This window comes from Neisseria sp. P0008.S010 (assembly GCF_051962715.1).
Taxonomy (GTDB): domain Bacteria; phylum Pseudomonadota; class Gammaproteobacteria; order Burkholderiales; family Neisseriaceae; genus Neisseria; species Neisseria elongata.
In genome coordinates, this window is sequence record NZ_JBQCVA010000015.1 from 19,161 (window position 1) to 37,204 (window position 18,044).

An 18,044-nucleotide genomic window follows, 5' to 3' on the forward strand; every position below is an offset into this window, starting at 1 on the left:
GCCAAAGCGGGGTTTCAGACGGCCTTTTTGCCGTTTGCATGGATAGTTTATGGATAAACGGTTTCCATCATCTCTTGTTTTAAATGCTAAAAGCTAGACTGCTTCTTGCTTTTTGGGCAACTTTGCAGCGGGGCATGGTGTTCGAACAGCCAATCCACATAACGGTCCACGCCTTGTTCCACAGTGAGGAATTCTTCTTCATAGCCCGCGTCGCGCAGGCGGGTGATGTCGGCTTGGGTGAAACTTTGGTATTTGCCTTTGAGCGCGTCGGGAAACTCGGTGTAGCGGATTAGGCCGTGTTTGACCAGCGATTCCAGCGGCAGGCGGTCTTTGCCTTCGGCGGCGCGGCAGGCATTGACGGTTGCGGCGGCCAAGTCGTTGAAGGGCTGGCTGCGGCCTGTGCCGAGGTTGAAAATGCCCGATTTTTCGGGGTTGTCGAGGAAGAACAGGTTCACTTTCACGACGTCTTCCACGCTGACGAAATCACGGCTTTGGCCGCCTTCGGGATAGCCGTCGTAGCCGCCGAACAGGTTGACATAGCCTTGCTCGCGGTATTGGTTGAAGTGGTGGAAGGCCACGGAAGCCATGCGTCCTTTGTGCTGTTCGCGCATGCCGTATACGTTGAAATAGCGGAAACCGGCCACCTGCGCGGTCAGTCCTTCTTCGATGCGGCGGCGGACGACTTGGTCGAACAGGAATTTGGAATAGCCGTAGACGTTCAGCGGTTCTTCCAATTCCCGCTCTTCGCGGAAGGTTTCGCCTTTGCCGTAAACGGCCGCGCTGGAGGCGTAGAGGAAGGGGATGCGTTCGTCCTGACACCAGTCCAAGAGGTCGAGCGTGTATTGGTAGTTGTTGTCCATCATGTATTTGCCGTCGTGGTTCATAGTGTCGGAACACGCGCCTTCGTGGAATACGGCTTCGATGTCGTCAAACGGGAAGAGGTGTTCGCGCACTTGGCGGATGAATTCGTGTTTGTCCAGATAATGCGCGATGTCGCAGTCGGCCAGATTTTTGAATTTCTGGCCGTTGCTCAGGTTATCCACCGCCACGATGTCGCTGATGCCGCGCGCGTTCAATCCTTTGACGATGTTGCTGCCGATAAAGCCGGCGGCACCGGTTACGATGATGGTCATGTTGTTTCCTTATACAGGCCGTCTGAAAGGTGGTTATTGTAAACCAAAGGCAGGCATGCCGAAATATCCGCTAAAAAGGCCGTCTGAAATCCTTATCCGGGATGAAAAAAGGATTTTCAGACGGCCTCTGTTCGGGAGGGCGGTTCGGTTTTAGTTCACGCTGTTGCCGATGCGGCCGAAGTCGCCCAAGTTCATCCAGATGAAAAACGCTTTGCCGACAATCAGTTTGTCATCGACAAAACCCCAGTAGCGGGAATCCGCGCTGTTGTCGCGGTTATCGCCCATCATGAAATAGCGGCCTTCGGGCACTTTGCAGGTAAAGGCACTGCCGTCTTCGGCATATTGGCAAAACTCTTTCAATCCGCTGCCTTGATAATTTTTCTCCGGCATCAGTACGTTGAAGTAACGCAGCAATCCTTCGGGATTAAACGACGGCTGGCCTTCATCCAGCAGGATGTCGAAGTTTTTACCGTTTAAGGCCGTCTGAAAGCGTTCGGACGAATGCGTCATGGCGGGATTTTCGTCTTCAGGATATTCGTAGTTGCCCGCTGCTGTTTGCGGTACGGGCTGGCCGTTCACGGTCAATACCTTGTCTTTGTATTCCACCACGTCGCCGGGAATGCCGACCGCGCGTTTGATGTAATTAGTTTCCGGCTCCAAGGGATAATTGAAGACCACCACGTCGCCGCGCTGAATGGTGCCGGTATCGATTAACACATTATTCAGAATCGGCATGCGGATGCCGTAGGCAAACTTGTTGACTAAGATAAAGTCGCCTTTCACCAGGCCCGGGCGCATGGAGCTGGACGGAATCTGAAACGGTTCGGCAATGAAGGTACGCAGTATGAATACAGTCAGGATAATCGGAAAAAAGCCGGACATATAATCGCGGAAATGGTTTTCGTCATCCAAGGTGCCGCGCAATACCTTTTGTCCTTTTTCATCCACCGTGGTCGTCTGCCCAGGTTTGAAAGACAGCTTGCGCCACAGCCAAATCGCGCCGGTAAATACGACAAACACCAGCAATACGGCGGTAAAGCTCATCTTGAACGCCAGCAGGCCGAATATGCCGATCATGGTCAAGAGATAACCCCATTGCAGGCCGTCGCTCCATTCGCCGTTTTCGCCCCGCTCTTTGCTGCTGATTGCAAACAGGCCGATGCCGGCGATTAAGGCCAGTAGTGCGCCGATTAGATAGATATTCATTTATTTGTCCCCCACCTGCAAAATCGCCAGAAACGCGCTCTGCGGGATTTCCACATTGCCCACTTGTTTCATGCGTTTTTTACCGGCTTTTTGTTTTTCCAGCAGTTTTTTCTTACGCGTAATATCGCCACCATAGCATTTCGCCAATACGTTTTTGCGCAGCGCCTTCACGTTTTCGCGGGCGATAATCTGCCCGCCGATGGCAGCCTGCACGGCAATGTCGAACATCTGGCGCGGGATGAGTTCGCGCATTTTTGCCGCCAGTTCGCGGCCGCGCTGCACGGAGGTTTGGCGGTGCACAATCAGGCTCAGCGCGTCCACTTTGTCGCCGTTCACCATAATGTCCAGTTTCACAAGGTCGGACGGCATAAACTCTTTAAATTCATAGTCCAAAGAAGCGTAGCCGCGCGAAGTGGATTTGAGTTTGTCAAAAAAGTCCATCACCACTTCGTTCATCGGCAAATCGTAGGTCAGCATCACCTGCCGCCCCATGTATTGCATATTGCGCTGCACGCCACGTTTTTGGTTGCACAGCGTCATCACGTTGCCGACATAATCCTGCGGCACGAGGATGGTCGCTGTAATAATCGGCTCCATAATCGTGTCGATGGTGGCGATGTCGGGCAGCTTGGAGGGGTTTTCTACGTCGATTTTTTCGCCGTTTTTCAGAATCACTTCATACACCACGGTCGGCGCGGTGGTAATCAAATCCATGTCGAATTCGCGTTCCAAGCGTTCCTGCACGATTTCCAAGTGTAGCAAGCCCAAGAAGCCGCAGCGGAAGCCGAAGCCCAACGCTTGCGACACTTCCGGCTCGAATTTCAGCGAAGCGTCGTTGAGTTGCAGCTTTTCCAGCGCGTCGCGCAGGGCTTCGTAGTCGTGGCTTTCCACGGGATACAGGCCGGCGAACACTTGGCTTTGCACTTCTTTGAAGCCGGGCAGCGGCTCGGAAGCGGGGTTTTGCACCAGCGTTACCGTGTCGCCCACTTTGGCCTGTCCCAGCTCCTTCACGCCGGTAATCAAAAAGCCCACTTCGCCTGCTTTAAGCTCTTGTTTGTTTAACGATTTCGGGGTGAACACGCCGAGCTGTTCCACTTGGCTTTCGGCCTTGGTGGACATGAAGCGTACTTTGTCTTTCAGTTTCAGACGGCCGTTTTTCACGCGGATGAGCATCACCACGCCGACATAGTTGTCGAACCACGAATCGATAATCACAGCTTGCAGCGGCGCGTTTTCGTCGCCTTCCGGCGCGGGGATTTTGGCCACGATTTCTTCCAGCACGTCTTCCACGCCCAAGCCGGATTTGGCGGAGCAGGTGACCGCGCCCACCGCGTCGATGCCGATGATGTCTTCGATTTCCTGCGCCACGCGGTCGGGGTCGGCAGCGGGCAGGTCGATTTTGTTCAGCACGGGCACGACTTCCACGCCCAAATCAATCGCCGTGTAGCAGTTGGCCACGGTTTGCGCTTCCACGCCCTGCGATGCGTCCACCACCAAGAGCGCGCCTTCGCAGGCGGACAGACTGCGCGACACTTCATAGGAAAAGTCCACGTGTCCCGGAGTGTCAATCAGGTTCAGCAGGTAGGTTTCGCCGTTTTTGGCTTTGTAGTTCAGCGCGGCGGTTTGCGCCTTAATCGTGATGCCGCGCTCTTTTTCGATGTCCATGCTGTCCAAAACCTGCGAACTCATTTCGCGGTTTTCCAAGCCGCCGCAGAATTGGATGAAGCGGTCGGCGAGGGTGGATTTGCCGTGGTCGATGTGGGCGATGATGGAGAAATTTCGGATATTTTTCATTTGGTTCTATATGGGTTTGGAGGCCGTCTGAAAACAGGTTTCCGGTCAAATCATTTCTTTCAGACGGCCTTTGAAAATAGAAAAGGCAAATAGCTGCGCATTTTAGCCGAAAAAGCCCGTTTCGGCTAATTGGAGCCGTCTGAAAAAATAACGGCGGGTCGGCAAAGCTCGGATGCGGTTTTGCAAGCATCCGCCAATGGACTATACTGCCCGCTTGTTTTCCCCGAATGCAGACCGCCATGCAGGAACTCGCCCCGCAAACCGCCCTCAATGCCGAACAACGCGCCATGTTGCAGGAAATCCTGCGCGGCGCGCTGGACGGCATGACCCTGCTGACGGCGGAAAACGAACTGAAAGCCTACGAATGCGACGCGCTGACCGTTTTCACCCGCCCGCCGCTGGCCGTCGCCCTGCCGGAAACCGAAGCGCAGGTGCAGGCCGTTCTGCAAACCTGTTCGGGGCTGGGGATACCCGTTACCGTGCGCGGTGCGGGCACGGGTTTGACCGGCAGCGGCACGGCCACGCCCGACGGGCTTTTGCTGGCGATGGCGCGGTTTAACCGCATTTTGAAAATCGACCCGCAGGCGCGCACCGCCACGGTGGAACCCGGCGTGCGCAACCAGGCCGTTTCCGATGCTGCCGCGCCATACGGTCTTTTCTACGCCCCCGACCCGTCCAGCCAGCTTGCCTGCACCATAGGCGGCAACATCGCGCAAAACGCCGGCGGCCTGCACTGTTTGAAATACGGCCTGACCACCCACAATGTGTTGAAAATACGCGCCATATTGATGGACGGCGGCATCATCGAACTGGGCGGCGAAGCGTATGATGCGCCGGGCTTGGATTTGCTGCCGCTGTTTATCGGCAGCGAAGGCATGTTTGCCGCCGTTACCGAAGTCGTATTGAAACTTCTGCCCAAACCGCAAACCGCGCAAGTCATCCAAGCCTCGTTTGCCGATATGGGCAAAGCAGGGCAGGCGGTGGCCGATATTATTGCCGAAGGCATCATTCCGGCCGGGCTGGAAATGATGGACGGCGCGTCCACCCGCGCCGTGGATGACTACCTGCATGCCGGATTCGACCGCGAAGCCGAAGCATTGCTGCTGTGCGAATCCGACGGCATGGCCGAAGAGGTTGAAGCGGAAATCGATAAAATACGGCACATCCTGAGCCGCGCCGGCGCGACCGGCCTGAAAGTGTCACGCAACGAAATCGAACGTACCGCCATTTGGGCGGGCCGCAAATCCGTCTTCCCCGCCGCCGCCCGCCTTGCGCCCGATTCTTATTGCATGGACGGCACCATCCCGAGGCGGAAAATCGGCGAAATGCTGGATTTTACCGACGGGCTGTCGAAGAAACACCGCCTGCAATGCATCAACGTTTTCCATGCGGGAGACGGCAATATGCACCCACTCATCCTGTTCGACAATCAGGCGGGCGAATGGCCGCGCGCCGAGGCCTTCGGTGCGGAAATCCTGCGCCGCTGCGTGCAGCTCGGCGGCACTATTACAGGCGAACACGGGGTAGGGCTGGAAAAAATCGACGGCATGTGCGCCCAATTCGGCGAAGGGGAACGCGCCGCCTTTTGGGGCATCAAAGCCGCGTTCGACCCTGAAATGCTGCTCAACCGCGATAAAAAACTGCCGCTGAAAACGCGCTGCGCCGAATACGCCCGCACATTCGACGGCGGCAGCATTGCCGCCAAGTTTCCCGATTTGGAATATTTTTAAACATCCGTTTTTCAGACGGCCTGCCTTATGCTGGAGAGGCCGTCTGAAAAAGCAATCTTTCCACACCCTGAAGCAGGGTAAGCACCGAGAGGACCCATGATGAAACCCATTTCCCTATTGCCCGCCGCGCTGGCACTCCTGCCCGCCACACTGCCCGCCTCGGCAGCCGAACTGCCGCAAAGTGCGGAATTGCAATACAGCGGCTCTTACGGCATTCCGGCCACCATGACGTTCAGCCGCAGCGGCAACAGCTACCGCATTGTTTCCGTCATCAAAGTGCCGATGTACAACTTCCGTTTCGAAAGCGGCGGCACCATCCACGGCAACAGCCTGCACCCGAGCTATTACAAAGACATCCGCAAAGGCAAAACCTATGCCGAAGCCAAATTCGGCGGCGGCAAAATCACCTACGGCAAAAGCGGCGAATTGCAAACCGAAAACGCCGCCGGACAAATCCTCGACCTGTTCGCCCTGTCGTGGCAGCTGGCCGCCACCGACGGCAAACTCCCTGCCGGCCTGAAAATTACCAACGGCAAGCGTGTCTATAATGTCAGCGGGCTGGTGAAAACCGGTTCGACGCAATATGCGTTCAACGGCGGCAAAACCACTATCGACAACTACCGAGTCAAACGCGGCGACGACATCGTGAACTATTCCTTCGCGCCCGCGTTCGGCAACATTCCGGCCAAAATCACCTACACTGACAACGGCAAAACCTACGATTTGAAACTGACCGGCCTGAAAATCAACGGCCAAACGATTAAACCTTGAAGCTGTGTTGTCCTGAGATAAAAAGGCCGTCTGAAAAATGCGTTTGTAGGATTTTTCAGACGGCCTTATCTGGAATGACAAATAGGAAATTAATACAGCATTTATTTTCTATATTGGGGATACCGTTCAAAAATAACTATCGGCCAATATAAACAGGGTGGTTAGTGCAGCCAGCCTCAGTGCATCCCGCCCCCAATACGAATGACTTATGCAATGTATCCAGCGTATTGGCCGCACAGTTTGCAATACCAGTTTTTGCACTGTTTCCGGTTGTTCCAACAGTTTGTCATGCCATAAAACCGACGCCTGTTTCAGCAAACCGTATTTTTTTAACAATAACGAAGTCGAATGCAGATAGCACAACCAATCCCGGCTTTGGCATTCCTCCAAGGTCAATACTTCGGACGGGTCGTCCTCAAAATCGAGGAAAGAGATTTTATCGCTGTCTATCATGCAGTTGCGGGCGAAAGCCTGACTTAGGAATTGCCCGCGCCGATGCACGTCTTCGATTGCCGACAATCCTGCTTCCCATGCGTCCAAATGCCCCTCTCCGGCTTCTTGTTCGATGCGGACGTCAAGTGCGATACCGGTCAAATTACCCATCATCAGGGCGTTGCTCTGTACGGCCAGTAATTCTGGTACGCGGATACCGGCCTTATAAAGCGTACGTAGGCGGGTTGATTCAACTGCAATCGCTTTTTCTCCACCTAAGTTTGGTACAGGCTTCAGTACTCTTAAATGGAGCGGTTTGGTAATCATACCCAGTAGTGCGTAACGCCAGGCAGGATTATGCGGTTTAGCTTTACGTATCCAAACGGTCCTGCCGTCTGAAAGTGTATAGCGCGCGATATTGTTACTTTGCTGAGCGGCGAGCCGGGTAAGTTCGACGGCAAAGTTTGGGGCATTGGTATGGTTGGTGTCCGTATCTTTTTTATTTATCTGCATCTTAATTTAACACGTTGCGGATGATTTCTTTTACCGCTTCGGCCTGATTCGGTACGTTCTGCACCTTCTGCGGCAAATCTTCCAAACCCTGCAGTTTGGCCGGGCGCGGGATGTCCACATCGCCGACCGCTTCGCGGATGGTATCGGCAAATTTTGCCGCCAGCGCGGTTTCCAGGCAAACGACGGTTTCGCCTGCCTCGCGCAATTCGCGGGCGACTTTCACGCCGTCGGCGGTATGCGGGTCGATGAGTTCGCCGTCCTGCTCGTAAACCTGCTTGATGACGGCCAGGCGGTCGCGGTGCAGGCTTTTGCTGGAAACAAAGCCGTATTCATTGCGGATTTTGTCCAGCGCGAAAGCGAGGTTGAAGCCTTTGCCTGCGCCGACTTCCGCCCACAACGTTTCGATTTCCGCCGCATCCCGGCCGGTCAGGTCGAAAATGAAGCGTTCGAAGTTGGACGCTTTGGAAATGTCCATCGACGGGCTGGAGGTAACGTGGGTGTGCGCGGCGGTGCGCGGACGGTAGGAACCGGTTTTGAAAAACTCGTCCAATACGTCGTTTTCGTTGGTGGCGACCATCAGGCGGCGGATAGGCAGGCCCATTTGTTTGGTGATGTGGCCGGCGCAGACGTTGCCGAAGTTGCCGCTGGGCACGCAGAAGCTGACGGTTTCGTCATTGCCCTCCGTCGCTTTGAAATAGCCGGCGAAGTAGTAAACCACCTGCGCCATCACGCGTCCCCAGTTGATGCTGTTGACCGTGCCGATACGGTATTTCTCTTTGAAGGCAGCATCGTTTTGAATGGCTTTTACAATGTCCTGGCAGTCGTCAAACATGCCGTCCACGGCGATGTTGTGGATGTTTTCGTCTTGCAGGCTGTACATTTGCGCGCGCTGGAACGCGCTCATTTTGCCTTTGGGCGACATCATGAACACATGGATGCCTTCCTTGCCGCGCAGGGCGTATTCGGCAGCCGAACCGGTGTCGCCGCTGGTGGCGCCGACGATGTTCAGGGTTTGCCCTTCGCGTTTCAAAACATATTCAAAGGCGTTGCCCAAAAACTGCATGGCCATGTCTTTGAAGGCCAGTGTGGGGCCGTTGGACAGGGCTTGGATTTTCAGGCCGTCTGAAAGGGTGCGCACGGGGGTGATTTCCGCATTGCCGAAGGCTTCGGCGGTGTAGGTGCGGTTGATGATGGCGCGCAGGTCGCCTTCGGGAATGTCGGTGGCAAACAGGTGCATGATTTCAAACGCCAAATCGGCATAGGCCAAACCGCGCCATTTGTCTAAGGTCGCACGGTCGATTTGCGGATAATGTTCCGGCAGCATCAGGCCGCCGTCGGGTGCCAGCCCCATAAGCAGGACTTCGCCGAAGGTTTTGCGGTCGGTTGCGCCGCGTGTGCTGATATATTTCACTTTTTTCTCCGAATCATGTTTTCAGACGGCCTCAAAAGGCCGTCTGAAAAGGTTTAGGGTCTGTAAATACGTTTCACGCAGGATGTTACCGTGCGAGCGGTGATTTTCGCCACGGCCTGATTGCGGCTGTTGGTGTCCAGCATGGAAGTCAGGTCGGCCACGCTGACCTGGTTCAGCGCGTCTTCGCTCACACAGCTGCAGATTCTGTCTTCCCACTGGCGTTGGCGTTCCGCGCTCATGCTCAAAGCAATCATGCGCCATTCGTTACGGTTGTTCAGCTCGGTGCGGCATTGTCCGTCGATAACGGTTTTTAGTACCGAGCTGCCGATGCCGGCTACATCCTGACCGCCGCCGCTGCCGAAACCGCCGCCCAAAAGGCCCATATTGCCGTCGCTCGCACAGCCTCCGAGCAGGGCGGCTGCCGTTATCATTGCCAACAATTTCTTCATATTGTTTCCTTTATTTGTCGAATTCGAAAAAATGCCGTTATCCGGCAGGGCAAAAGCCCGTATTGTACCCGAAAGCCGTCGCCGTGCCACCGATTGCGGGCAGCGGTATAATGAGGCCGTCTGAAATCCTCTTTCACGGAATCCGCCATGTCCGACCTCTTCACCCGCCAACCCGATGCACCGCTTGCCGAACGCCTGCGCCCGCATACGCTTGATGATGTTATCGGGCAGCAGCATTTAATCGGCGAAGGCAAGCCGCTGCGCGTGGCGGTGGAAGGCGGGAAGCCGCATTCCATGTTGCTGTGGGGACCGCCGGGCGTGGGCAAGACGACGTTGGCGCGGATTTTGGCACAGAGTTTCAACGCCCAGTTTTTGCCTGTTTCCGCCGTATTCTCCGGCGTGAAAGACATACGCGAGGCAATCGATAAAGCCGAAATCGCTTTGCAGCAGGGACGCGCGACGATTTTGTTTGTCGATGAAGTCCACCGCTTCAACAAGGCGCAGCAGGACGCGTTTTTACCTCATGTCGAAAGCGGTTTGCTGACCTTTATCGGCGCGACGACGGAAAACCCGTCGTTTGAAGTCAATCCCGCGCTGTTGAGCCGCGCGCAGGTGTATGTTTTGCAATCCTTGTCTTCAGACGACCTCAAGAAACTGATTGCCAAAGTATTAGCGTTGCCCGAATACCGAGATTTTACGATTGAAGCCGATGCGCAGGAGCTGCTCGTCAATACCGCCGACGGTGATGCGCGCAGATTGTTGAATTTATTAGAACAACTGTTACGCGCCGCCGACACACGTCGTCTGAAAACCCTGACCGCCGAATTTCTCGCCGACAGCTTGGGCGCGCAAATCCGCCGTTTCGACAAAGGTGGCGAGAGTTTCTACAACCAAATCTCCGCCCTGCACAAATCCGTACGTGGTTCGCATCCGAATGCCGCGCTGTATTGGTTTTGCCGTATGCTCGACGGCGGCACCGACCCGCGCTACCTTGCCCGCCGCATCGTGCGTATGGCGTGGGAGGACATCGGGCTTGCCGACCCTCGCGCCTTCCAAATCGCCAACGATGCCGCCGCCACCTTCGAACGCTTAGGCTCGCCCGAAGGCGAACTCGCGCTGGCGCAAGCCGTACTGTACCTTGCCGCCGCCGCGAAATCCAACGCAGGCTACAAGGCATACAACCAAATGCGCCGCTTCGTCAAAGAAAACGCCAGCGACGAAGTGCCCGTCCATCTGCGCAACGCCCCGACCAAGCTGATGAAGGAATTGGGCTACGGACGCGAATACCGTTACGCCCACGATGAACCGAACGCCTACGCCGCCGGCGAAAGCTATATGCCCGACGGCTTGGAGGAACCCGATTTCTACCAACCCGTCCCGCGCGGGCTGGAAATCAAAATCGGCGAAAAGCTGGAATGGTTGAAATCTCTGGATGAAGAAGCGTTGAAAGAATAAAAAACAACGCGAGATAGGGCAGAGGCCGTCTGAAAAACAATCTTCAGACGGCCTCTGTCATATTGCGCGGCCTTAATCGATACCGATGTCCAAACAGACGATTTCGCCGCAGTATGTTTTACCGTTTCCGCCCAGGTGCGCCGGTTTGTAGGCGGCGAAGGTGTAGGTTAAATCGGCACGGAAGGTATCCGCATCTGCTTCTCCCGTGTCGCAGTTCAGCCCGGTCGGGATGTCCAGCGCGACTTTCAGGCCGTCCGATTGATTCAGCAGGCGGCAGATTGCGGCGATGCCGGCGGGCAGCCTGCCGCCGAAGCCTGTGCCGAAGATGCCTTCGATAATCACATCGTAACCTGTTTTCAGACGGCCTGCCAAGTCTTCGGCGGCAATCAAGCCTATGCCGTCCAAACCTTGCAGCCGGCCGCGGTTTAATTCCGCCAGTTCGGATAGTTTTTCTCCGGCAGCAAACAGGATGTCCGCCCGCCAGCCGTGCGCCTGCAGTATCCGCGCCATCACCATGCCGTCGCCGCCGTTGTTGCCTTTGCCGCACACAATCAGCACCCGCCCGGCCTGGGGCCGCCTTCGCAGCAGGTCGGCGGCTGCGGCTCGTCCCGCGTTTTCCATCAGTTGCTCGAAAGTCGTGCCTTTGTCGACGGCCATTTGTTCGTGTTCGCGCATTTCTGCGGCGGTGTAGATTTTCATCATTTGCTCCTTTTGTCTCCACTGTTTTATGAAACATCAAAACGGAAATCCCATCAATAGTGCTCCCCTGCTTTTCCGACGAATCATTCCTTTTTTTGATTTGCCGCAAGAAGCCGTCTGAAAACAGGGTTTTGGCAGCTCTTGGATTTGATTTTTTTATTAACAAGATTTATTATCATAGCGAAATAAAGCAGCAAATAATTAAAATTATCTCTTTTGCGGGAGCGGGCGGCGGGATATATCCTTATCCTTCCTCGCGTCGGATTCGTCTTTCCAGGCCGTTTGTTTTTTTAATCGACACCGAAAGTAAACCCCCTATGTCTACCATACCTTTATCAAAACTCAGTAAAGGCGCGGTCGCGCACATTGATTCTATTGTCGCCAATCCGATTTTCGGCGAACTCGACCCGCTGGTTACGCGCCGCCTTGCCGATTTGGGCTTTTCAAGCGGGATGCCGTTGCAGGTGATTGCCGTCGGCGGATTCGGACGCGGTCCGTTTGCCGTGCGGCTGGGCAACCAGTCGCAATTCTCGTTGCGGCAGGAAGAAGCGGGAAAAATTATGTGCCATGTGATTGACGGCTGACCGCCGTACACAGGCATGCTTCGTACTCCGAAAATGCGGCAAGGGTAAAATCAATTTGATTGCCCCATCCTTTTCAGACGGCCTTAGGCCGTCTGAAAACACAATTTCAAAGCCTTTTCCCCAAATCCGACTTCAAACTTATCAAAGCAATCAAAAAAAGGAGAGTTCAATTCATGGAACTAAGCTATTTTGCCTTGATTGGCGCGCCAAACTGCGGCAAAACCGTTTTGTTCAACGGTTTGACCGGCTCACATGCCAAGGTGGCCAATTATCCGGGCGTAACGGTCGATAAGCGCGAGGGTGCCTTCCTCGACGACGAGGCCGTCCGCATTATCGACCTGCCAGGCACATACAGCCTGCGCACGACCAGCCCCGACGAAGCGGTGGCGAAAGATGTAATGGTGGGCAAGATGGGCATTCCGCCCGATGCCATTATTGCCGTTGCCGACGCGACCAACCTGCGGATGACCCTGCGCATGATTTTGGAACTGAAAACGCTGGGGCTGCCTATGGTGGTGTCGCTGAACATGAGCGACGTTGCCCGAAGAAGGGGCTTGAATATCGATGCCGCTAAACTGAGCGAGTTGTTGGATGCACCTGTTTTGGAAACAGTCGCAGTGAGCGCGTCGGGCGTACAGGCAGTGCGCGAAGCCGTGGCCAAGCTGCCGCGCAAACGCTCTTTCCCCGCCAGCCCCGCCTCTGCCGAACGCACGCTCGATGCGCTGGATAGCGACAAACTTTATCAAGAAGTCGAATCGATTTTGGCACAAGTAGTGCGCACGCAGATGACGCTGCCCGCATGGCACAAAAAACTCGACGACATCGTGCTGCACCCCGTCTGGGGCATGATTATGCTGCTGGTCATCCTGTTTATGGTGTTCCAAGCGGTTTACACATGGGCGGCGCCGATTATGGACGCCATTGAAGGCGGCTTTACCGCGCTGGGCGAATGGGTCGGCGCAAACATGGCGCCGGGCATCCTCAACGACTTGCTCGTCAACGGCGTACTTGCTGGTATGGGCAGCGTGTTGGTATTCCTGCCGCAGATTACGATTCTGTTCGCCTTCATCCTGCTTTTGGAAGATTCCGGCTACCTGCCGCGCGCGGCGTTCCTGCTGGATAACGTGATGGCGAAAAGCGGCCTGTCCGGACGATCGTTCATCCCGCTCCTGTCGAGTTTCGCCTGCGCCGTCCCCGCCGTGATGTCGGCGCGTACGATTAATGACCCGCGCGAACGCCTCGTTACCATCGCCGTCGCCCCGCTGCTGACCTGTTCCGCGCGGCTGCCCGTGTACGCGCTGATTATCGCCGCCGTCATTCCTGACCGCACAGTAGGCGGAATCTTCAATCTGCAAGGGCTGACGCTATTCGTCCTCTATCTCGCAGGCATCCTGTCGGCTGCACTGGCGGCATATATCATGAAACGCTTGGCACGAGTCAAAGGCAACGTGCAGCAATTCCCCCTGCTGATGGAGCTGCCGACCTTCCGTACGCCCAACTTCAAACACATCATCACCAGCCTGTGGGACAGGGTCAAAGCCTTCCTGAAACGCGCCGGTACGATTATCTTCGCGCTGACCGTGGTTTTGTGGGGCTTGGTCAGCTGGCCTCAACCGCCCGCAGGCGCGACCGGGGCCGCAATCGATTACAGCCTCGCCGGCATGATCGGCAATACCATCCAGCCGCTGTTCGCTCCGATCGGCTTCACTTGGGAAATGTGTATCGCCATGATTCCGGGCATCGCCGCGCGTGAAGTCGTCGTTGCCGCGCTGGGTACGGTCTATTCCGTCAGCGCGTCGTCTGAAGACGCGGTACAAAACGCGCTGATTCCGATCGTACACAACAACTGGGGCCTGCCGACCGCCTTCGCCTTCCTGGCTTGGTATGTGTACGCCCCCATGTGCGCCGCGACATTGGCTGTGATTAAACGCGAAACCAAATCCACAAAAAGTATGGTGATGATTACCGGCTATTTGTTCCTGATGGCTTACTTCGCCTCATTTGTGGTTTACCAAACAACTAAATGGATACAATCGTTATGACTCAATATATTATCGTCGGCGTGATTATGCTCGCCTGCGTATTCTTCCTTTTGCGGAAATTCGTATTCAAACCGAAAAAACGCGATTGCAGCAGCGGCTGCGGCAAATGCGGCGGTTGCGGTTAAATAAAGAGGGTTCGACAAGTAAAGGCCGTCTGAAATCGTTTCAGACGGCCTTTTGTATATTTGGGCTATGGTTGAAACGACAGGAATATCGAATATGCCGCCGGATGTCAGTAGTCGAATCTATGGCTTTTCAAGCGAACCCTAAGCGTGAACTTTAACAACCCAGGCAGCCCATCTAAATCGCTCTATAACAAAAGGCCGTCTGAAAACCAAACTTCGGTTTTCAGACGGCCTCATACATTCCAAAATTTTAACCAACCTTATTTTAACGCTTCCAACAGCTTCCCGTGTATCCCGCCGAAACCGCCGTTGCTCATCACCAAAATATGGTCGCCTGCTTCGGCATTTTTCACGATTTCGGCGACGAAGGCATCGAAGTCTTGTCCGACGTGCAGCTTGCCGCCCAAAGGCGCGAGGGCGTCGGCGACGTCCCAGTCCACGCCTCCGGCGTAGCAGAACACTTGGTCGGCACCTTTGAGGCTTTCGGGCAGGGCGGCTTTCATGGTGCCGAGTTTCATGGTGTTGGAACGTGGCTCGAGGACGGCGAGGATGCGTGCGTTTCCGACGCGCTGGCGCAGGCCTTCTATAGTGGTTTCGATGGCGGTCGGATGGTGGGCGAAGTCGTCGTAAACGGTGATGCCGTTTACCGTGCCTTTGATTTCCATGCGGCGTTTGACGTTTTTAAACGCGCTCAAGGCTTCGCAGGCCGTCTGAATATCGACTCCGGCATGACGTGCGGCGGCGATGACGGCGAGCGCGTTCATGCGGTTGTGTCCGCCCATCAAATCCCATGCGACGTGTCCGGCTTTTTTGCCGTCAAGCAACACGTCGAACGAGCCGTCGGTATTGACTTCGCCGACCTGCCAACCGTGTTCGGTACCGAATTTTTCCACCGGCGTCCAGCAGCCTTTGTCCAAAGTATCTTGCAGGCTTTGCTGCTGTCCGTTGCAGACGATTAAACCTTCAGACGGCACGGTGCGCACAAGGTGGTGGAACTGGGTCTGTATCGCGCCTAAGTCGGCGAAGATGTCGGCGTGGTCGAATTCCAGATTGTTCAACACGGCGGTACGTGGACGGTAATGCACGAATTTGGAGCGTTTGTCGAAAAAGGCGGTGTCGTATTCGTCGGCTTCGATGACGAAAAACGGCGATTTGCTGTTCGGGTCTTGACGCGGCGTTTGCGGCAGGCGGGCGGAAACGCTGAAGTTTTCCGGTACGCCGCCGATGAGGAAGCCCGGCGCGAGTCCGGCATATTCCAAGACCCATGCGAGCATGGACGCAGTGGTCGTTTTGCCGTGCGTCCCCGCCACGCCGAGTACCCAATGATGGTGCAGCACGTTTTCCGACAGCCATTGCGGGCCGGAAATATAAGGCAGACCGCGGTTCAAAATTGCTTCAACCACATCCATCCCGCGCTTGGCGACATTGCCGATCACGTAAACGTCGGCTTTAAATTCGTCCAACTGCGCGGCATCGAAGCCTTCGTGTACGTCTATGCCCAAGGCTTCGAGCTGGGTACTCATCGGCGGATACATCTTCGCGTCGCAACCGCTGACTTTGAACCCCGCTTCTTTGGCAATGGCGGCCACCCCGCCCATAAACGTGCCGCCGATACCGATAATGTGGATGTGTTTCATAATCTTGAATCTTTAAATGAAGTTAAATCTAAAATACTGTTTGAAAGTACGATGACGAAATGACTAACAACTCATGCGGTTTCCATTTTCAGCATTGCATGGTTAAGTTATTGCGGTTGTTTTGAAAAATAGCAGGGCAGCATCGGCAAGCAGTTTTTGCTCCTCGCGGCTCAAATGGCGTAAATCGGTCATAAAGGGCTTTCTGTCGGTGTTTGGGTAAAACGGATTATCGGGTTTGGTGTTTACTGAAAACAGCTTTTTACGGCTCATCATTTTCAGACGGCCTATCTCATTCTATTGAATCGTGATAAGGCTCGTCCAAATAATAAGGTTTCGCTTTTAATCTTTCCCATTTGACTTTCGGACGGTCTTTCGATGAACCGAACACATTGCCGCCTGTCGTTCTCTTCCGCTTTCCGGTCAGATAATTGTCGCTGTACTCCTCAATTTCGCCTGAAGCCCTGTGATATTCATAATATGAATACCCAATCAGGAGAAAGCGGTCGTTTTGGTAACGGAATAGGTAGTCGCTGTAATCTTTCCACCAGTTTCCGCAACTGTAAAACCCTTCAAAACGGAGTTTCAGACGACCTTTATCGATGGAGACATCAGAAAACGGGTCGTCAAGACAGCTCTTATCTTTATCGCCTTCAGGCGGAATCAGCGTTGTGTTTTCGACAGCCGTCTTGTAACCGTCTGCCTGTTTGAACAATACTTTCAACATCCTCGGATTGGTATCCAATTCGGGTGATCCCATATAGTCGTTTGGGATGATGTTTGCCTTGTCTTGCTTTTGCAGCACCAAAACGGCATCGGCTTGATTGTCGCCGTTTAAATCCCCCTCCACGCTTTTGATGATTTTCCAGCCTTTGGGCGCGTAAGCGGAAAAATCGGCGGCGCAAGCAGGCAGGGCGATGCAGGATAAAAATATCAATATGCTGCGTTTCATAGCAATTCCTGATGATGGCAAATTCAATAGCCCGTAGCACGGGCTTCACTTGCGAAACCTAATGCCGAAACCGACTGATTTCGGATTTTAGCGAAACTCGGTACTCTTGTTTTAGCGAAGCTCGCTTCGCTCGTTTTCAGACGACCTTGAACGCAGCTCTGACCCTGTCCAAATCTTCCTGCGTATCCACACCGGCTGCGGGGGCTTCTTTGGCGGTTTCGACGGCAATCGGGTAGCCGTGCCACAGGACGCGCAGTTGCTCCAGCGATTCGATGGTTTCCAGCGGCGAGACGCTCATTTCGGCGTAGCGTTGCAGGAAACCGGCGCGGTAGGCGTAGATGCCGATATGGCGCAGGACGGCGGTTTCGGCGGGCAATTCGCGTTTTTCGGCGCGCATGGCATCGCGCGGATAGGGAATCGGGGCGCGGCTGAAGTAGATGGCGTTGCGGTTTTTGTCGAGGACGACTTTGACGACGTTGGGGTTCATAAATTCGTCGAAATCGTGCAATTCGTGCGCCGCGGTCGCCATTTGTACGTTGTTTTCCACTAAAACTTCGGCGGTGCGGTCGATGAGTTCGGGGGCAATCAGCGGTTCGTCGCCCTGTACGTTGACGATAACGGTGTCCGGCGGCAAGTTCAGCAATCCGGCAGCTTCGGCCAAACGGGTCGTGCCGCTTTCGTGTGTGTCGGCAGTCATGACGGTTGTGATGCCGCAGGCCACGCAGGCTGCATGAATGTCGGCGTGGTCGGTTGCAACGATGACGCGCGCCGCTTTGCTTTTTGCCGCCTGTTCGGCCACGCGCACGACCATGGGTTTGCCGTGGATGTCCGCCAGGGCTTTGCGCGGCAGGCGGGATGACGACAGGCGGGCGGGAATGATGACGATAAAGCTCATGATGCCAATTCCTCCTCGGTCAGTTCGCGCGCTTCGTTTTCCAGCATATAGGGAATGCCGTCTTTAATCGGATACGCCAGCTTTGCCTGACGGCTCCACAACTCTTGCTTGTCGCGGTGAAATTCGAGTTTGCCCTTGGTAACGGGGCAGACGAGGATATCAAAATATTTTTGTTCCATGGGGTTTCTTTCGGGTTTGATGGTTTTAGCGAAACTCGCT

18 protein-coding genes are annotated in these 18,044 nt (G+C 54.9%); 6 read left to right on the plus strand and 12 right to left on the minus strand.

Going from position 1 to position 18,044, the window contains the following annotated elements:
* Positions 1 to 86: 86 nt before the first annotated feature.
* The 3 genes from rfaD to lepA form a co-directional block, all read right to left on the minus strand.
* Positions 87 to 1,133 carry an ADP-glyceromanno-heptose 6-epimerase gene (gene rfaD, locus ACTHSL_RS05650; RefSeq protein WP_440380669.1) on the minus strand — a complete coding sequence of 349 codons (1,047 nt, stop codon included), beginning with the start codon at positions 1,131 to 1,133 and terminating at the stop codon, positions 87 to 89.
* Positions 1,134 to 1,283: 150 nt separating this feature from the next.
* A complete protein-coding gene (gene lepB / locus ACTHSL_RS05655) occupies positions 1,284 to 2,339 on the minus strand; it encodes a signal peptidase I (protein WP_440380670.1) in 1,056 nt (351 codons plus the stop codon).
* The gene (gene lepA / locus ACTHSL_RS05660) at positions 2,340 to 4,133 is read right to left on the minus strand and encodes a translation elongation factor 4 (protein WP_440380671.1); all 1,794 of its coding nucleotides are present in this window, start codon (positions 4,131 to 4,133) and stop codon (positions 2,340 to 2,342) included.
* A gap of 239 nt (positions 4,134 to 4,372) precedes the next feature.
* Here lepA and ACTHSL_RS05665 point away from each other — a divergent pair, with 239 nt between their 5' ends.
* Both ACTHSL_RS05665 and ACTHSL_RS05670 read left to right on the plus strand, forming a co-directional pair.
* Positions 4,373 to 5,863, plus strand: coding sequence for an FAD-linked oxidase C-terminal domain-containing protein (locus tag ACTHSL_RS05665; protein WP_440380672.1), 1,491 nt, complete (start codon positions 4,373 to 4,375; stop codon positions 5,861 to 5,863).
* A gap of 96 nt (positions 5,864 to 5,959) precedes the next feature.
* Entirely contained in the window at positions 5,960 to 6,634 is a 675-nt protein-coding gene (locus tag ACTHSL_RS05670; protein ID WP_440380673.1) for a DUF3108 domain-containing protein, read from the plus strand.
* Positions 6,635 to 6,760: 126 nt separating this feature from the next.
* Here ACTHSL_RS05670 and ACTHSL_RS05675 read toward each other — a convergent pair whose 3' ends face one another.
* Genes ACTHSL_RS05675 through ACTHSL_RS05685 form a run of 3 tightly spaced genes read right to left on the minus strand, consistent with a single transcriptional unit; the run spans position 6,761 to position 9,439 of the window.
* Positions 6,761 to 7,579 carry a hypothetical protein gene (locus tag ACTHSL_RS05675; RefSeq protein ID WP_070452708.1) on the minus strand — a complete coding sequence of 273 codons (819 nt, stop codon included), beginning with the start codon at positions 7,577 to 7,579 and terminating at the stop codon, positions 6,761 to 6,763.
* Position 7,580: 1 nt separating this feature from the next.
* Complete coding sequence (gene thrC, locus ACTHSL_RS05680; RefSeq protein WP_440380674.1) at positions 7,581 to 8,990, minus strand: threonine synthase; 1,410 nt, start codon at positions 8,988 to 8,990, stop codon at positions 7,581 to 7,583.
* 53 nt (positions 8,991 to 9,043) lie between these two features.
* On the minus strand, positions 9,044 to 9,439 hold the full coding sequence (locus ACTHSL_RS05685) for a hypothetical protein (protein ID WP_283120255.1): 396 nt from the start codon (positions 9,437 to 9,439) through the stop codon (positions 9,044 to 9,046).
* Positions 9,440 to 9,586: 147 nt separating this feature from the next.
* On the opposite strand from ACTHSL_RS05685, the gene ACTHSL_RS05690 reads away from it, so the two are divergent.
* Entirely contained in the window at positions 9,587 to 10,894 is a 1,308-nt protein-coding gene (locus tag ACTHSL_RS05690; RefSeq protein ID WP_440380675.1) for a replication-associated recombination protein A, read from the plus strand.
* A gap of 72 nt (positions 10,895 to 10,966) precedes the next feature.
* Here the strand turns inward: ACTHSL_RS05690 and ACTHSL_RS05695 are convergent, their stop codons facing one another.
* The gene (locus tag ACTHSL_RS05695) at positions 10,967 to 11,593 is read right to left on the minus strand and encodes an NAD(P)H-hydrate epimerase (RefSeq protein WP_440380694.1); all 627 of its coding nucleotides are present in this window, start codon (positions 11,591 to 11,593) and stop codon (positions 10,967 to 10,969) included.
* Between the two features lie 317 nt (positions 11,594 to 11,910).
* Between ACTHSL_RS05695 and ACTHSL_RS05700 the strand changes: the two genes are divergently transcribed.
* From ACTHSL_RS05700 to ACTHSL_RS05710, 3 genes are all read left to right on the plus strand, one after another.
* Complete coding sequence (locus ACTHSL_RS05700) at positions 11,911 to 12,177, plus strand: FeoA family protein (protein ID WP_049251546.1); 267 nt, start codon at positions 11,911 to 11,913, stop codon at positions 12,175 to 12,177.
* A 173-nt stretch (positions 12,178 to 12,350) separates the two neighbouring features.
* A complete protein-coding gene (gene feoB / locus ACTHSL_RS05705; RefSeq protein ID WP_440380676.1) occupies positions 12,351 to 14,219 on the plus strand; it encodes a ferrous iron transporter B in 1,869 nt (622 codons plus the stop codon).
* On the plus strand, positions 14,216 to 14,344 hold the full coding sequence (locus ACTHSL_RS05710) for a FeoB-associated Cys-rich membrane protein (protein WP_003774988.1): 129 nt from the start codon (positions 14,216 to 14,218) through the stop codon (positions 14,342 to 14,344). The genes feoB and ACTHSL_RS05710 overlap by 4 nt, the downstream gene beginning before the upstream one ends.
* Positions 14,345 to 14,604: 260 nt before the next feature.
* On the opposite strand, the gene mpl is transcribed toward ACTHSL_RS05710, so the two are convergent.
* The 5 genes from mpl to ACTHSL_RS05735 all read right to left on the minus strand — a co-directional run bounded on the left by mpl (position 14,605) and on the right by ACTHSL_RS05735 (position 18,004).
* The gene (gene mpl, locus ACTHSL_RS05715; protein WP_440380677.1) at positions 14,605 to 15,981 is read right to left on the minus strand and encodes a UDP-N-acetylmuramate:L-alanyl-gamma-D-glutamyl-meso-diaminopimelate ligase; all 1,377 of its coding nucleotides are present in this window, start codon (positions 15,979 to 15,981) and stop codon (positions 14,605 to 14,607) included.
* A gap of 102 nt (positions 15,982 to 16,083) precedes the next feature.
* Positions 16,084 to 16,254 carry a hypothetical protein gene (locus ACTHSL_RS05720; protein WP_440380678.1) on the minus strand — a complete coding sequence of 57 codons (171 nt, stop codon included), beginning with the start codon at positions 16,252 to 16,254 and terminating at the stop codon, positions 16,084 to 16,086.
* Positions 16,255 to 16,270: 16 nt separating this feature from the next.
* Positions 16,271 to 16,930, minus strand: coding sequence for a hypothetical protein (locus tag ACTHSL_RS05725; protein ID WP_440380679.1), 660 nt, complete (start codon positions 16,928 to 16,930; stop codon positions 16,271 to 16,273).
* 136 nt (positions 16,931 to 17,066) lie between these two features.
* Positions 17,067 to 17,825, minus strand: a complete 759-nt coding sequence (gene kdsB, locus ACTHSL_RS05730) for a 3-deoxy-manno-octulosonate cytidylyltransferase (RefSeq protein ID WP_440380680.1) — start codon at positions 17,823 to 17,825, stop codon at positions 17,067 to 17,069.
* Positions 17,822 to 18,004: a Trm112 family protein gene (locus ACTHSL_RS05735; RefSeq protein ID WP_440380681.1), complete on the minus strand. Its 183-nt coding sequence runs from the start codon at positions 18,002 to 18,004 to the stop codon at positions 17,822 to 17,824. Before ACTHSL_RS05735 ends, kdsB begins: the two co-directional genes overlap by 4 nt.
* Between the last annotated feature and the right edge of the window lie 40 nt (positions 18,005 to 18,044).

What these genes read in the sequence shown, in the direction of transcription:
- rfaD (WP_440380669.1), bottom strand. Translation starts at nt 1,133, where the DNA reads ATGACCATCATCGTAACCGGTGCCGCCGGCTTTATCGGCAGCAACATC.
- ACTHSL_RS05735 (WP_440380681.1), bottom strand. Translation starts at nt 18,004, where the DNA reads ATGGAACAAAAATATTTTGATATCCTCGTCTGCCCCGTTACCAAGGGC.
- mpl (WP_440380677.1), bottom strand. Translation starts at nt 15,981, where the DNA reads ATGAAACACATCCACATTATCGGTATCGGCGGCACGTTTATGGGCGGG.
- ACTHSL_RS05695 (WP_440380694.1), bottom strand. Translation starts at nt 11,593, where the DNA reads ATGAAAATCTACACCGCCGCAGAAATGCGCGAACACGAACAAATGGCC.
- ACTHSL_RS05690 (WP_440380675.1), top strand. Translation starts at nt 9,587, where the DNA reads ATGTCCGACCTCTTCACCCGCCAACCCGATGCACCGCTTGCCGAACGC.
- ACTHSL_RS05725 (WP_440380679.1), bottom strand. Translation starts at nt 16,930, where the DNA reads ATGAAACGCAGCATATTGATATTTTTATCCTGCATCGCCCTGCCTGCT.
- ACTHSL_RS05710 (WP_003774988.1), top strand. Translation starts at nt 14,216, where the DNA reads ATGACTCAATATATTATCGTCGGCGTGATTATGCTCGCCTGCGTATTC.
- ACTHSL_RS05720 (WP_440380678.1), bottom strand. Translation starts at nt 16,254, where the DNA reads ATGATGAGCCGTAAAAAGCTGTTTTCAGTAAACACCAAACCCGATAAT.
- kdsB (WP_440380680.1), bottom strand. Translation starts at nt 17,825, where the DNA reads ATGAGCTTTATCGTCATCATTCCCGCCCGCCTGTCGTCATCCCGCCTG.
- lepA (WP_440380671.1), bottom strand. Translation starts at nt 4,133, where the DNA reads ATGAAAAATATCCGAAATTTCTCCATCATCGCCCACATCGACCACGGC.
- feoB (WP_440380676.1), top strand. Translation starts at nt 12,351, where the DNA reads ATGGAACTAAGCTATTTTGCCTTGATTGGCGCGCCAAACTGCGGCAAA.
- lepB (WP_440380670.1), bottom strand. Translation starts at nt 2,339, where the DNA reads ATGAATATCTATCTAATCGGCGCACTACTGGCCTTAATCGCCGGCATC.
- ACTHSL_RS05685 (WP_283120255.1), bottom strand. Translation starts at nt 9,439, where the DNA reads ATGAAGAAATTGTTGGCAATGATAACGGCAGCCGCCCTGCTCGGAGGC.
- ACTHSL_RS05665 (WP_440380672.1), top strand. Translation starts at nt 4,373, where the DNA reads ATGCAGGAACTCGCCCCGCAAACCGCCCTCAATGCCGAACAACGCGCC.
- ACTHSL_RS05670 (WP_440380673.1), top strand. Translation starts at nt 5,960, where the DNA reads ATGATGAAACCCATTTCCCTATTGCCCGCCGCGCTGGCACTCCTGCCC.
- ACTHSL_RS05675 (WP_070452708.1), bottom strand. Translation starts at nt 7,579, where the DNA reads ATGCAGATAAATAAAAAAGATACGGACACCAACCATACCAATGCCCCA.
- ACTHSL_RS05700 (WP_049251546.1), top strand. Translation starts at nt 11,911, where the DNA reads ATGTCTACCATACCTTTATCAAAACTCAGTAAAGGCGCGGTCGCGCAC.